The sequence below is a fragment of the Aeromicrobium sp. Root344 genome (genome assembly GCF_001425755.1).
Taxonomy (GTDB): Bacteria; Actinomycetota; Actinomycetes; order Propionibacteriales; family Nocardioidaceae; genus Aeromicrobium.
Genome location: NZ_LMDH01000001.1, coordinates 2803087 through 2817074, shown reverse-complemented (window position 1 = coordinate 2817074; position 13988 = coordinate 2803087). Strand labels below are relative to the sequence as shown.

Annotated in this window: 12 protein-coding genes; 1 reads left to right on the top strand and 11 read right to left on the bottom strand. The window is 68.8% G+C overall.

Features of this window, described 5'->3' with window-relative positions; all coding sequences use genetic code 11:
* Nucleotides 1-41 precede the first annotated feature (41 nt).
* Entirely contained in the window at nt 42-2621 is a 2580-nt protein-coding gene (gene valS, locus ASC61_RS13875) for a valine--tRNA ligase (protein WP_056212841.1), read from the top strand.
* Between the two features lie 9 nt (nt 2622-2630).
* On the opposite strand, the gene ASC61_RS13870 is transcribed toward valS, so the two are convergent.
* The 11 genes from ASC61_RS13870 to ASC61_RS13820 all read right to left on the bottom strand — a co-directional run bounded on the left by ASC61_RS13870 (nt 2631) and on the right by ASC61_RS13820 (nt 13920).
* The gene (locus tag ASC61_RS13870) at nt 2631-3638 is read right to left on the bottom strand and encodes a cytochrome d ubiquinol oxidase subunit II (RefSeq protein ID WP_056212839.1); all 1008 of its coding nucleotides are present in this window, start codon (nt 3636-3638) and stop codon (nt 2631-2633) included.
* Entirely contained in the window at nt 3635-5035 is a 1401-nt protein-coding gene (locus ASC61_RS13865) for a cytochrome ubiquinol oxidase subunit I (RefSeq protein WP_056212838.1), read from the bottom strand. The genes ASC61_RS13870 and ASC61_RS13865 overlap by 4 nt, the downstream gene beginning before the upstream one ends.
* Before the next feature lie 86 nt (nt 5036-5121).
* A complete protein-coding gene (locus ASC61_RS13860; RefSeq protein ID WP_056212836.1) occupies nt 5122-6276 on the bottom strand; it encodes a saccharopine dehydrogenase family protein in 1155 nt (384 codons plus the stop codon).
* A 45-nt stretch (nt 6277-6321) separates the two neighbouring features.
* A complete protein-coding gene (clpX, locus tag ASC61_RS13855) occupies nt 6322-7593 on the bottom strand; it encodes an ATP-dependent Clp protease ATP-binding subunit ClpX (protein WP_056212835.1) in 1272 nt (423 codons plus the stop codon).
* Nucleotides 7594-7726: 133 nt separating this feature from the next.
* Nucleotides 7727-8329, bottom strand: coding sequence for an ATP-dependent Clp protease proteolytic subunit (locus ASC61_RS13850; RefSeq protein ID WP_056212832.1), 603 nt, complete (start codon nt 8327-8329; stop codon nt 7727-7729).
* Nucleotides 8326-8913, bottom strand: coding sequence for an ATP-dependent Clp protease proteolytic subunit (locus ASC61_RS13845; protein ID WP_056212830.1), 588 nt, complete (start codon nt 8911-8913; stop codon nt 8326-8328). Before ASC61_RS13845 ends, ASC61_RS13850 begins: the two co-directional genes overlap by 4 nt.
* Before the next feature lie 118 nt (nt 8914-9031).
* Nucleotides 9032-9808, bottom strand: a complete 777-nt coding sequence (locus ASC61_RS13840) for a TIM barrel protein (protein ID WP_235503560.1) — start codon at nt 9806-9808, stop codon at nt 9032-9034.
* Nucleotides 9805-10800, bottom strand: coding sequence for a Gfo/Idh/MocA family oxidoreductase (locus ASC61_RS13835; protein ID WP_056212828.1), 996 nt, complete (start codon nt 10798-10800; stop codon nt 9805-9807). The genes ASC61_RS13840 and ASC61_RS13835 overlap by 4 nt, the downstream gene beginning before the upstream one ends.
* Nucleotides 10797-11948, bottom strand: coding sequence for a Gfo/Idh/MocA family protein (locus tag ASC61_RS13830; RefSeq protein ID WP_157439498.1), 1152 nt, complete (start codon nt 11946-11948; stop codon nt 10797-10799). Before ASC61_RS13830 ends, ASC61_RS13835 begins: the two co-directional genes overlap by 4 nt.
* Nucleotides 11945-12832: an ATP-binding cassette domain-containing protein gene (locus ASC61_RS13825; RefSeq protein WP_200935456.1), complete on the bottom strand. Its 888-nt coding sequence runs from the start codon at nt 12830-12832 to the stop codon at nt 11945-11947. Before ASC61_RS13825 ends, ASC61_RS13830 begins: the two co-directional genes overlap by 4 nt.
* On the bottom strand, nt 12829-13920 hold the full coding sequence (locus ASC61_RS13820; RefSeq protein ID WP_056212826.1) for an ABC transporter permease: 1092 nt from the start codon (nt 13918-13920) through the stop codon (nt 12829-12831). Before ASC61_RS13820 ends, ASC61_RS13825 begins: the two co-directional genes overlap by 4 nt.
* Nucleotides 13921-13988 lie beyond the last annotated feature (68 nt).

Below are 13988 nucleotides of genomic sequence, written 5' to 3'. Positions count from 1 at the left end.
CGCGACGCCGATGCCTGGGCACTCACCCGCCCCGCCTAGACTTGCCTGCTGTGAACACAGTCCCGGAGAAGCCCGTCCTCGAAGGCCTCGAGGCCACCTGGTCCGCCCGTTGGGCCGAGCTGGGCACCTACACGTTCGACCGTACGAAGACCCGCGACGAGATCTTCTCGATCGACACTCCCCCGCCGACCGTCTCGGGCTCGCTCCACGTCGGCCACGTGTTCTCCTACACCCACACCGACCTCATCGCGCGCTACCAGCGCATGCGCGGCAAGGAGGTCTTCTACCCCATGGGCTGGGACGACAACGGTCTCCCGACCGAGCGCCGGGTCCAGAACTTCTACGGTGTCCGCTGCGACCCCTCGCTGCCGTACGACCCCGACTTCACCCCACCTGAGAAGCCCGACGCCAAGCGGCAGATCCCGATCAGCCGCCGCAACTTCGTCGAGCTGTGCAACGAGCTCGTCGAAGAGGACGAGAAGGTCTTCGAGCAGCTCTGGCGCACGCTGGGCCTCAGCGTCGACTGGTCGCAGCAGTACACGACGATCGGCAATGCCTCCCAGGTCGTCTCGCAGCGCGCGTTCCTGCGCAACGTCGCCCGCGGCGAGGCCTACCAGCAGGACGCCCCGACGCTCTGGGACGTGACCTACCAGACCGCCGTCGCGCAGGCCGAGCTCGAGGCTCGCGAATATCCCGGCGCCTACCACCGGGTGGCGTTCCATGGCAGCGACTCCCCCGTCGTCATCGAGACGACCCGGCCCGAGCTCATCGCGGCGTGCGTCGCGCTGATCGCCCATCCTGACGACGAGCGCTATCAGCCACTGTTCGGCACCACCGTGACGTCCCCCCTCTACGGCGTCGAGGTGCCCGTCGTCGCGCACGCCCTCGCCGACCCCGAGAAGGGGTCCGGCATCGTGATGTCGTGCACGTTCGGCGACCTCACCGACGTGCAGTGGTGGCGCGAGCTGCAGCTGCCCAACCGGACGATCATCGGCCGCGACGGTCGCGTCCTCCGCGAGACGCCGGACTGGATCACCGCTGACGGGGTGAGCCGCTACGAGGAGATCGCCGGCAAGACCACGTTCTCCGCCCGTGAGGCCGTCGTCGCCGCGCTGCGCGAGACGGGCGACCTGGACGGCGAGCCGACGCCCACGCAGCGCATGGCCAACTTCTACGAGCGCGGCGACAAGCCGCTCGAGATCGTCTCGACGCGCCAGTGGTACATCACCAACGGCGGCCGCGACGCCGACCTGCGCCAGAAGCTCGTGGCTCGCGGGGACGAGATCGACTGGGTGCCGGCCTACATGCAGTCCCGCCTGACCAACTGGATCGAGGGGCTCAACGGCGACTGGCTCGTCTCGCGTCAGCGCTTCTTCGGCATCCCGTTCCCGGTCTGGTACCGCCTCGATGCCGACGGCGAGCCCGACTACGACGACCCGATCCTCGCCGACGAGGCGAGCCTGCCGGTGGACCCGTCGTCCGAGGTCCCGCCCGGCTTCACCGAGTCGCAGCGCGGTGAGCCCGGCGGCTTCCTCGCCGACCCCGACGTCCTCGACACCTGGGCGACGTCGTCGCTGACGCCGCAGATCATCTGCGGCTGGGAGCGCGACCCCGACCTGTTCGAGCGGACGTTCCCGATGGACCTGCGCCCCCAGGGCCACGACATCATCCGCACGTGGCTGTTCTCGTCGATCGTGCGCGCTCACCTCGAGCACGGTGTGGCGCCGTGGACTCACGCTGCCCTGTCGGGCTTCGTCGTCGACCCCGACCGCAAGAAGATGAGCAAGTCCAAGGGCAATGTCGTCGTCCCCGACGAGATCCTCGACAAGTACGGCGCCGACGCGGTCCGCTGGCGTGCAGCCGGTGCGAGGCCCGGCGCCGACTCGCCGTTCGACGAGGCACAGATGAAGGTCGGTCGCCGCCTCGCGATGAAGGTCCTCAACGCCAGCAAGTTCGTGCTTGCGTCCGAGGAGGCCTACGGCCTGGGTGCGGGCGCGAGCGACCTCGATCCGGCCCGCGTCACCGAGGCGATCGACCTCGCGATGCTCAGCCGCCTGCGGCTCGTCGTCGACGAGGCCACCGCGCGGTTCGAGGAGTACGACTACGCGACCGCCCTCGAGGTCGCCGAGAAGTTCTTCTGGGACTTCTGCGACGACTACCTCGAGCTCGTCAAGGAGCGGTCACGCCGCGACGACGCCGGCGGACAGTCGGCGCGCAGCGCGTTCGTGCTCGCGCTCTCGGTGCAGCTGCGCCTGCTCGCCCCGTTCCTGCCCTACGTGACCGAGGAGGTCTGGTCGTGGTGGCAGGAGGGCTCGATCCACCGCTCGGCGTGGCCGGTCAACGACGTCGACCTGGCCACCGGCAGTCACGATCCGGCGCTGCTGAGCTCTGCCGCGTCGGTCCTGGCCGACATCCGCGGTGCGAAGTCGACCGCCAAGGTCAGCCAGAAGACCGAGATCAGCAGCCTGACGATCAGCGCGACCAAGGCCCGGCTCGACCTGGTGCGGCTCGCGATCGGCGATGTGCTCGCCGCGGGCCGGGTCGTCGTGGAGCCGACCTACGTCGCCGACGAGGCCGTCGATGGCTTCACGGTCGAGGCCACGCCCGCGCTCGTCGACTGACCCTTTCGATCAGTGCGGGCTCTCGGTCCAGCGATCGCTCTGGGTGAGCCAGAACAGGTAGCCCAATGCGGGCACGACGATCACGCCGGCGAGCCCGACGACCACCAGCAGGCCGGCGAGCGTCGCGTCGGCGCCCGCTGCGGCTGAGATCTTGACCTGGTCGACCAGCATCCACGGGTACTGCGCGACGCCCCAGCCGATGACGACCGCGGCCACAGCGGCGACCGCAGTCACGCGTGCGGGTGCGAACCGTCGGCGATGGAGCAGGACGAGCGTGGCGAGCCCCGCGATGGCTGACGCGACGATCAGCGGCGCAGCCGGGCCCAGCAGACGGTCGCTCAGGGTCGGCGAGTCGTGCTTGATCGGCACGAGTGCCGCGAACACGACGATGCCGGTCACGATGCCGACGCCGATCGTGCGGATGCGCAGTGTCTCGCTGAGCGAGTGGTGGCCCGAACGGGCGGCGTCGGCGGTCAGGAAGGCACCGGCGAGGAACGCGCAGGTGCCGACCGCGATGAGGCCGCCGAACAACGAGGTCGGGTGCATCCACGAGCTGAGCTGGTCGCCGTTGCCCTCGGCCGGCACGCGGCCTGAGGCGACCGCCCCGGCTGCCGCGCCCAGGAAGAACGGCGTGATCAACGACGATCCCGCGAACACCGCGCCGAAGAGCCTCGCCTGGGCCAGCGTCGCGGAGTACTTGCGGAACGCGAAGCTGGCGCCACGCAGGACGATGCCGACCAGCGCCAGTGCGAGCGGCAGGGTGAGGGTCGTCGTCGCGGCCGCGAACGTCTCGGGGAAGCCGGTCCACCAGATCACGAGGATGTAGATCAACCACACGTGGTTGGCCTCCCACACCGGGCCGATGCTGTGGTCGATCAGGACTCGCAGCTCACCGCCGCGCTCGGACCCGCCCGCCGTGAGGTCGAAGAAGCCCGAGCCGAAGTCCGCGCCGCCGAACAGGGCGTAGAGCACGATGCCGGCGAACATCGCGATCGCGACGACGACTGCGAGGCTCATCGAACGCCCTCGTCGACCGTCGCAGTGCCCGGGCCGTACGGGCTCGGCAGGTCCTCCTCGCCCGCGCGCCATCGTCTGGCCATCGACCGCAGGACGACGAACGCTCCGATCGTCATGCCGACATAGATGACGACCGCGGCGGCATAGCTCCACCACAACCCGGCGCTCTGGCTGGCCGCGTCCTCGGTGCGCAGGATGCCCCAGACCACCCAGGGCTGTCGACCGACCTCGGTCGCGATCCAGCCGGCCTCCATCGCGACGATCGCGAGCGGACCGGCGATGACCGCGCCGCGCAGGAACCAGCGCTTGGGCAGCAGGTCGTGGCCCCGCCAGCGGGCGATCCAGAACACCACCACGACGATCGCGAGCAGCGTGCCGAGCCCGACCATCGACTGGAACGCCAGGTGGGTGATGTTGACCGGCGGCCGGTCGGCCGCGGGCACCGTGTCGAGGCCGGGCACGGGCTTGTCGAACGAGTTGCGGGCGATCAGCGAGCCGATCTTGGGGATGTCGATCGCACCGTGCACCTTGCCGTCGATCAGGACGCCCCCGAGACGGAGCGGAGCGGGCTGCTCCGTCGTCGTCGCCAGCTCGAACGCCGCGAGCTTCGACGGCTGGGTGTCGCCGACCCGGAGCCCGAGGATGTGGCCGATGAACGGCTGCACGACGGCGGCGATCGTGGCGAACACGAACGGCACCGTGAAGCCCAGCCGGTGATGCGCGTCGACCCGGCCCTTGAGCATGCCCGCGGCGTAGACGCCGGCCACGACGAACCCGACGACCATGAACGCGGCGAACCACATGTGCGCGAACTGCAGGTAGACGCCGTCGTTGAACATCGCGCGCCAGGGGTTGACGTCGGTGACCTCGCCGTTGACGATCTTGAAACCCGTCGGGTTGTTCATCCAGGCGTTGACCGAGATGACGCAGAACGTGCCGACGACGCCCGCCAGCCCCATCGGGATCAGCATCGCGAGGTGGCGACGCGGTGGCATGCGGTCCCAGCCGTAGAGGTAGATGCCGAGGAAGATCGCCTCGACGAAGAACGACAGGCCCTCGAACGCGAACGGCAGGCCGAGGACGTCCCCGAACCTGCCCATCAGGCCCGGCCAGAGGATGCCCATCTCGAAGCTCAGCACCGTGCCGGAGACCGCGCCGATGGCGAACAGGACCGCCGACACCTTGGCCCAGCGCTTGGCGAGACCCAACGCGACCGGATCGCCACGCACGATCCCGCGGCGGTGGACGACGTAGATCATCGTCGGGAACGCGACCCCGAAGCAGGCGAGGATGATGTGCCAGCCGAGCGACAGCGCCATCTGCTCACGCGCTGGGAGCAGCCCCGGAGGGGCATCGCTCGAGGTCAGGACGGTGGTGATGACTCCGGCGAAGTCCATGTCTTCACCCTACGTCCGAGGTGCCGGCGAATCCCGTGGGGCGGGTGTGAGAAGGTCGCCGCCACGAATTGGTCACACCTGGACCCTCAGGACACCGTGCGGAACGTGATGCCGGCGGCCTGCAGCCGCGTGATCAGAGCCTCCCCCATCGCCACAGCCGTCGTGGTCTGTCCCGCGACCTTGGGCACGTCGTCGTACGCCAGGCAGAGCGCGGACTCACTGAGCATCTTGGACGTCTCGGTGTATCCCGGGTCGCCACCGGTGACCTCGGCGTGCACCTTCTTGCCGCCGCCCTCGGCGAAGACGCTGAACCTGAACCAGGACTTCTCCCGCTTGGCCTCTGACGGACCGGCGCCGGGATCCTTGACCTTGAGCAACAGCGCGCGAGTCGGCGGCAGCTGGGCACCGACGAACGCGACGCCGAGTCCGAGGCCGGAGGCAGCCAGCATGCGGCGGGTCTTGAAGTGCGCGAAGTGCGAGTAGGTGAACTCCGGGCCGTAACGGGCGAGCGTACGGGCTGAGCGGAGCACGATCTGCGGGTCGATCGTGGGCATCGGCACCCCCCAGCCGCCGAGCTCGGGCGCCTTGCCGAGCTTGCCGGATCCACGGACCTTGCGCCCTTCGGGCCTCGGCTCCGCCTTGCGGCGGGCGCCCGCGATCTTGCCGGACTCGCGCATCGACGAGAACTGGTTGATCGCCGAGTGGTAGGTGCCGCCGGAGAACTCGGCGTTGGCCCGGATGTAGCCGCGTACGTGGATCGGCACGTCCTCGGGCAGCTGCTCCACGGCGTAGAGGACGCCCAGGTCGTAGGGAATCGAGTCGAAGCCGCAGGCGTGGATGATGCGAGCACCCGTCTCGACGGCTCGATCGTGGTACTTGAGCCACATGTCGTCGACGAACTGCGGCTCACCGGTCAGGTCGATGTACGCGATGCCGGCCTCGACGCTCGCCTTGACGGCGGCCTCGCCGTACTTGAGGTAGGGCCCGACGGTCGTGACCAGCACGCGGGTGCTCTTGGCCAGCGCCGCCATCGAGTCGGCGTTGCCGATGTCGGCCGAGATGATCGCGGGGCGTACGCCGCCGAGCCGCTCGACACGGTCGGCGACCGCCTCGAGCTTGGCCTGGTTGCGGCCGGCAATCGCCCACGTGCCGCCGGGCGGCAGGTGCTCGCCGAGGTAGTCGGCGGTCAGGCCCCCGGTGAATCCGGTGGCTCCGAGCAGGGCGATGTCGACTGAGGTCATGCGCCCAACCTACCGACGGTATGGCTGGAGCAGAACCCAGGAGGCCTAGGAAGCCTTCTTGGCCACGTCGTCGTGGGTGAGGATCGTTGGACCCTGGGTGCCGGCGACGGTCTCGGCGGTCACGATGACCTTGGCGACGTCGTCACGGCTCGGGATCTCGTACATGACCGGCTCGAGCACTGCCTCGATGATCGAGCGGAGTCCACGAGCTCCGGTGCCGCGCGCGAGCGCCAGGTCGGCCATGGCCGCGGCGGCGTCGGTGCCGAACTCGAGCTCGACACCGTCGATCTCGAACAGCCGGACGTACTGCTTGGTCAGGGCGTTGCGGGGCTCGGTCAGGATCGCGACGAGCGCTTCCTTGTCGAGGTTGTCGACCGCGGCGATGACCGGCAGGCGGCCGATGAACTCCGGGATGAGGCCGAACTTGAGCAGGTCCTCCGGGAGCACCTTGGAGTAGAGCTTCTCGGGAGCGACGCTCGCACCGATGTCGACCTGGCCGGTGTTGAACCCGAGGCTCGTCTTGCCGCTGCGCTGCTCGATGATCTGGTCGAGGCCCGCGAACGCGCCGCCGACGATGAACAGCACGTTGGTGGTGTCGATCTGGATGAACTCCTGGTGCGGGTGCTTGCGACCGCCCTGCGGAGGCACCGAGGCGGTCGTGCCCTCGAGGATCTTGAGCAGGGCCTGCTGCACGCCCTCGCCCGACACGTCACGCGTGATCGAGGGGTTCTCGCTCTTGCGCGAGATCTTGTCGACCTCGTCGATGTAGATGATGCCGGTCTCGGCCTTCTTGACGTCGTAGTCAGCAGCCTGGATGAGCTTGAGGAGGATGTTCTCGACGTCCTCGCCGACGTAGCCGGCCTCGGTCAGTGCGGTGGCGTCGGCGATCGCGAACGGCACGTTGAGCATGCGGGCCAGCGTCTGGGCGAGATAGGTCTTGCCGCAGCCCGTCGGGCCGACGAGCAGGATGTTGGACTTGGCCAGCTCGACCTGGTCGTCCTTGCTCCGCGAGCTGCCGACCTGGGCCTGGACGCGCTTGTAGTGGTTGTAGACCGCCACGGCCAACGACTTCTTGGCGCCGTCCTGCCCGATGACGTAGCCGTTGAGGAAGTCGTAGATCTCGTGCGGCTTGGGCAGCTCGCCCAGGCTCAGCTCGGCACCCTCGGCGAGCTCTTCCTCGATGATCTCGTTGCAGAGGTCGATGCACTCGTCGCAGATGTAGACGCCGGGGCCGGCGATGAGCTTCTTGACCTGCTTCTGGCTCTTTCCGCAGAAAGAACACTTCAGCAGATCGGCGGTTTCACCAATGCGTGCCACGTGGAGAGTCCCTTCTTCGACTTGCGCGGTTGGAGCCTGGGGCGGCCCGTGACCGAGAGAGCAACATTTTCACCCTAGCGGCGAATGTGCCCTGCGTCTCGGTCACGGCGCCGTATGTCGTCGTGCGTGTCGCCTAGATCGCGGGGACCTTGAGCGTCTCGAGAACCTCGTCGATCAGGCCGTACTCGAGCGCCTGAGCCGCGGTCAGGATCTTGTCGCGGTCGACGTCGCGGCTGACTTCCTCGACCGGCTTGCCCGAGGCGTCGGAGATCATCTTCTCCATCAGCTCACGCATGCGCAGGATCTCGTTGGCCTGGATCTCGAGGTCGGAGATCTGGCCGCCGGTGCCCTCGGTGTAGGGCTGGTGGATGAGGATGCGGCTGTTGGGCAGCGCGAGGCGCTTGCCCGGCGTGCCGGCGGCGAGCAGCACCGCGGCGGCCGAGGCGGCCTGACCGAGGCAGATGGTCTGCACGTCGGGCTTGAGGTAGCGCATCGTGTCGTAGATCGCGGTCAGCGCCGTGAAGGAGCCGCCGGGGCTGTTGATGTAGATGCTGATGTCGCGGTCGGGGTCCATCGCCTGGAGGCACAGCATCTGCGCCATGACGGCGTTGGCGACGTCGTCGCTGATCGGCGTGCCGAGGAAGATGATGCGGTCCTCGAACAGCTTGGCGTAGGGATCGATGCGCCGGAAGCCGTAGGACGTGCGCTCTTCCCACTGCGGGATGTAGTAGCTCATGCGATGTCTCCTGCGCTCGACACGACGTGATCGATGAGTCCGTAGTCCTTGGCCTCGGCCGGCGTGAACCACCGGTCGCGGTCCGAGTCGAGCTCGATCTGCTCGACGGTCTGGCCACTGTGCTGGGCCTGCAGCTCGTTGAGCTGCTTCTTGAGCAGCAGGCTCTGCTGCGCCTGGATCTTGATGTCCGACGCCGAGCCGCCGATGCCGCCCGAGGGCTGGTGCATCATGATGCGCGCGTGTGGCAGGGCGTAGCGCTTGCCGGCCGTGCCGGCCGCGAGCAGGAACTGGCCCATCGAGGCGGCCAGTCCCATGCCGAACGTGGCGACGTCGTTGGAGATGAACTGCATCGTGTCGTAGATCGCCATGCCGGAGTCGACGGAGCCGCCCGGCGAGTTGATGTAGAGGTAGATGTCGGCCTGCGGGTCCTCGGCGTTGAGCAGCAGCATCTGCGCGCAGATCGCGTTGGAGTTGGAGTCGCGGACCTCGGAGCCCAGGAACACGATGCGTTCCTTGAGCAGCCGCTGGTAGATGTGGCCGTCGAGATCCGAGGGGCCGGCCTCGCCGGCCATTCTCGGCGACATGGGGCTGGGGGTATCCGGTGTGTTCACGTCCCCAAACCTAGACGGCCCGGCGATCGAACACACGCGAAAACACGGCTGTTCGCTGACAGCGTGAACGCTCCGCGACAGATCGGTCGAGTCAGAGCGTGAACGCCTCGCGGAACCGCTCGAGGGCGAGGTCCGAGTCACCGCTCGCGTACGCCTCCATGGCCACGACACCGTCGTAACCCGCGTCGGCGAGCGCCCGCGCGACGAACGGCCAGCTGACCTCGCCCGTGCCCGGCTCGCACCGCCCCGGTACGTCCGCGACCTGCACCTCGCCCAGGTGCGGCGCGGAGCGACGGATGAGCTCGACGAGGTTCCCCTCGCCGATCTGCGCGTGATAGAGATCGAGGTTCATCTTGAGGTGCGGGCTGTCGACCGCGCCCACGAGCGCCAGCGCGTCGGCAGCACGCCCGAACGGCGTGCCGGGGTGGTCGACCTCGGTGTTGAGGTTCTCGAGCACGAACGTCACGCCGTGCCGCTCCCCCAGCTCGGCGACGCGCGAGAGCGTACGCTCCGCGGCGAGCCACATGTCGCCCGTGACGACCTCGACCGGCCGCACGGGGAGGCCGCCCTCGCCGAGCCCCGTGCCGTGCAGGTTGAGGGTCGAGCAACGGATCGCCTGCGCGAACGGGATCGACTGCTCGGCCGTCCGGAGCAGGTCGTCGGCGCCGTCAGGGGTGATGAGGTCCCCCGACACGTAGCCCGTCATCGACGTGAACGTCGCGCCCGTGGCTGCCAACGCAGCGGAGTCCTTGTCGGTCCAGCCCCAGATCTCCGCGGCGAAGCCCGCCGCGTGGATCCGCTCGATCCGCTCCAACAACGGGAGCTGGGTGAACACCATCTCGGCGCACACCGCGAGGGTGAAGGTCACCCGTAAAGACCCGGGCGGTCGGGTACGTCGACGGCCTCGCGGACACCTGAGCCGAGCGCACGTACGCCCGAGGCGGCCACCAGGTTGGCGACGTAGCCGTCCCACGCGCTCGCGCCGACGACGGACCCGGCCAACGACGCCTCGGCCCACGCCGCCAGCTCGAGCCGGTAGGACTCGATGAAGTGTGCGACGAAGTCGCTGCCGATCGTGCTGCCACCCGTGCCGGCGATCCGGCGTACGACGGGAGTGCGCGGCTCGAGCGACGCCGAGCCGCCCATCCCGACGACCTCGACGCGGACGTCGTAGCCGTAGCCGGCGTTGACGAAGACCTCGGCAGTGATCATCTGGCCGCCGCTGGTCCACAGCGTCGCGACCTGTGGGTCGCGGAACCCGTCGACGATCGGCGACTCGACGCGGATGCCGACGATCTCGCCGTCGAGCAGCCAGCGGAACGTGTCGAACTCGTGGATCATCGAGCCGGTCACGAGCCCCGCGTCGTCGGTGCTCGTGGAGTTGGACGCGTTGCGGTGGATGCCGTGCACGACCCGCACCTGACCCAGCGTGCCGTCGTCGATCGATGCCTTGAGGTCGAGGAAGCCCGGATCGAACCGGCGGTTGAAGCCGACCTGCACGAGACGGCGGCCGAGCGCCACTTCCGCGTCGACGACGCGGCGCGCATCCTCGGCGGTGACCGCGAGCGGCTTCTCGCACAGGACGTGCTTGCCCGCGGCGATGCACGCGAGGGCCAGGTCGGCGTGTGTGAAGTCAGGCGAGGCGATGACGACGGCGTCGACGTCCTCGCCGGTCACGAGGGACTCCGCCGAGTCGGCGATCTCCGCGCCGACCGACGAGGCGATCTCCTTGGCCCGGGCGGTGTCCATGTCGAACACGCGCGTGACCTGGGCGGCCGGTACTCCGGCGGCCAACGTGGCCACGTGCGATGCGCCCATGGCTCCGGCGCCCACGACGCCAATCTTCAGTCGCTGGTTCACAGCGAAACCCACTTTCGTTCGTCGGCCGACACGATCATCGCGTCGACGGTGCGCGCTGCGATCAGCGCGTCATGGATGGTGGCGCCGTGCGGCTTGCCGTCGGCGATGGACTGCACGAGCCTGCGGGCCTCGATGACCTTGAGGTCGTCGAAGCCCATGGGGTTGTTGGCGCCGGGCTGGAACGCGCCGAGCTCACCGTCGCCCGGAGTCGCGTAGTGCGTGGCGTAGAACGCGTCCTGGTAGTCCTGGTCGAGGCAGACCTGCAGCTCGTTCATGCGCCGGAAGTCCCACTTCAGCGCGCCGGTCGTGCCGTGGACCTCGATGCCGTACGTGTTCTGCTCCCCGACGGCCGAGCGGCTGGCCTCGAGGATGCCGCGCGACCCGCCGGCGATCCGCAGGAGCGCCGAGACGTAGTCCTCGTTCTCGACGGTGCCCATCGCGCCGGCGCCGCGCTCGTAGTGCATCGCACCGGGCCGGGCCTCGGGCCGCTCGGGGATGAACGTGGCCCGGTCGGCGATCAGCTCGTCGATGTCGGCGACGACGTAACGGACGAGGTCTGCCGCGTGGCTGACCAGGTCGCCGAGCACACCGCTGCCGGCGAACTCGTTCTGGAACCGCCACGACAACGCGCCGTCGGGGTGAGCGGCGTAGTCGGACACGAACCGCACGGAGGTGTGCTCGACGATGCCGAGCCGTCCCGACGCCACCAGCTCGCGCGCCAGCTCGACCGCCGGCGGGTTGCGGTAGTTGAACCCGGCCGCGGACTGGACGCCTGCCGCCTCGACCGCCGCGACGATCTCGGCGGTCTCCTCGGCGTTGCGGCCGGCGGGCTTCTCGACCCACACGTGCTTGCCGGCCCGGGCGGCGGCCACCGCGACGTCGCGGTGGATGAAGTTGGGACCCGTCACGCACACGAGGTCGATGTCGTCCCGGGCCACCAGCTCACGCCAGTCGGTGAGCTGGTGCTCGAAGCCGAACGCCTGGGCAGCGCGTTCCGTACGGTCGTCGTCGGCCGGGTCGGCCACGGCGACGAGCCGCGGCCGCAACGGGCTGTCGGTGTAGTGCTGCGTCAGCCGGCTCAGCGCCCGGGCGTGGACCTGGCCCATCCAGCCCAGGCCCACGATGCCGACGCGGAGCTCTGCCGTCACGTGACGTCGGCCTTCAGCTCCTGGGCGATCGCCGAGTCAGCACCCATCGTCTCCGCGAGCTCGTGGGCGAGCGACTCCAGCTCCTCGCCGCCGGCCATCATCGCCGTGAGGTCCTCGAGCGTCAGGTCCGCCTTGGGGAAGTCGCCCATGCTCTTGCCACGACGCAGCAGCATGAACCGGTCACCGACCGGATAGGCGTGGTGCGGGTTGTGCGTGATGAACACGACGCCCAGGCCACGCTCGCGCGCCTTGGCGATGTACTTCAGCACGACACCGGACTGCTTGACGCCCAGCGCCGCGGTCGGCTCGTCAAGGATCAGCACGCGGGCACCGAAGTAGACCGCGCGGGCGATCGCGACGCACTGCCGCTCGCCACCGGACAACGTACCGATCGGCTGCTCCACGTCACGCAGGTCGATGCCCATCGCGGACAGCTCGGACTTCGTCGTGCGCTTCATGAAGTCGATGTCGAGCTTCTTGAGCGGCCCGGCGCCCTTGGTGATCTCGCTGCCGAGGAAGAAGTTGCGCCACACCGGCATCAGCGGGACGACTGCGAGGTCCTGGTAGACCGTCGCGATGCCCAGCTCGAGCGCGGCCCGGGGGCTCGACAGCGTGTGGTCCTCGCCGTCGATCAACAGCTGGCCGTCGGTGTGCTCGTGCGCACCCGCGAGGATCTTGATGAACGTCGACTTGCCGGCGCCGTTGTCGCCCAGCACGCACGTCACCTCACCCGCGCGTACGGACGTCGAGACGTCGCTGAGCGCGATGATGTTGCCGTAGCGCTTGCCGATGTCGCGCACCTCGATGATCGCGGTGCCACGCGGCGGCGGGGCGTACACGTTGGTGACCGGCGATGCCGCCACGGTCTCGTTGTCGTTGCTCATTTGGCTGTCTCCGCCCGCTTGCGAACCCATTCGTTGAGGAGCACCGCTCCCAGGAGCATGACGCCGAGGAACGCCTTGAGCCAGTTGTTGTCCCAACCGGCGTAGACGATGCCCTGGCTGACCATGCCGTAGATCAGCGCGCCGAAGGCGGCACCGATCGCCGAGCCGTAGCCGCCGGTCATGAGGCAGCCTCCGACCACGGCGCAGATGATGTAGATGAACTCCTGGCCGACGCCCGTGTTGCTCTGCACCGTCGACGTCGTGAAGATCAGCAGCATGCCGACGAGCCAGCCTGCGCCCGCGGTCGTCATGAACAGGCCGACCTTGGTCTTGAAGACCGGCACGCCGATCTGGCGGGAGGCGGTCTGGGCGCCGCCGACCGAGAAGATCCAGTTGCCGGTGCGCGTACGCAGCAGGACCCAGGTCGCGAGTGCCGTCACGCCGACCCACCAGAACACCGAGGCGTTGATCGTCAGGGGGCGCGACCAGTCGAAGTCGAGGCGCATGAAGCCGAGATTGAGGTTGAACCAGTGCGGCTGGACCTCGAGCGCCGAGCCGAAGACGCGCTTGGCCTGGTCGTAGAACGGCACCTGCGTCATGCCCTGGATCGCCACCTGGCCGGTCAGGGCCTTGGTGCCGGCGAGGTCGATGCCCTGCAGGACGAAGAACGTGCCGAGGGTCACGATGAAGCTCGGCAGGCCTGTGCGCATCACCAGGACGCCGTTGATCGCCCCGATCAGGAGCGCGAGGCCCAGCGACACGAGGATCGCGGCCCAGATGTTGACGCCGTACTCGCGGGTCAGCACGCCGACGACGAGGCCGGTGAATCCGGTCATGGCGCCGGCGGAGAGGTCGAACTCGCCGCCGATCATCAGCAGCGCGACCGCAACGGCCATGATGCCGATCGTCGAGGCACCGCGCAGCCAGGTGCTCGAGCCACTCGGGGTGGCGAACGCGTCGGTGGTCAGGGCGAAGAACGCGAAGATCACGATGGCCGCGACGAGCGCGCCGATCTCCGGACGTTTCAGCAACTTGGTCAGGGTCGACGTCCGCGCGATGCGTTCGTCGTCCAGGGTGGCTGTGGTCATGGGTGACTCCGTTCGTCGACGCCGTGTGGAGCTCGTCGAGCCTGCAAGGGAATGTGGGGGTGAGCGCC

Excerpts from the sequence above, each read along its gene's own strand:
- ASC61_RS13865 (WP_056212838.1), bottom strand. The coding sequence starts at position 5,035 with ATGGACTTCGCCGGAGTCATCACCACCGTCCTGACCTCGAGCGATGCC.
- ASC61_RS13860 (WP_056212836.1), bottom strand. The coding sequence starts at position 6,276 with ATGACCTCAGTCGACATCGCCCTGCTCGGAGCCACCGGATTCACCGGG.
- ASC61_RS13850 (WP_056212832.1), bottom strand. The coding sequence starts at position 8,329 with ATGAGCTACTACATCCCGCAGTGGGAAGAGCGCACGTCCTACGGCTTC.
- ASC61_RS13870 (WP_056212839.1), bottom strand. The coding sequence starts at position 3,638 with ATGAGCCTCGCAGTCGTCGTCGCGATCGCGATGTTCGCCGGCATCGTG.
- ASC61_RS13825 (WP_200935456.1), bottom strand. The coding sequence starts at position 12,832 with ATGAGCAACGACAACGAGACCGTGGCGGCATCGCCGGTCACCAACGTG.
- ASC61_RS13845 (WP_056212830.1), bottom strand. The coding sequence starts at position 8,913 with ATGTCGCCGAGAATGGCCGGCGAGGCCGGCCCCTCGGATCTCGACGGC.
- ASC61_RS13820 (WP_056212826.1), bottom strand. The coding sequence starts at position 13,920 with ATGACCACAGCCACCCTGGACGACGAACGCATCGCGCGGACGTCGACC.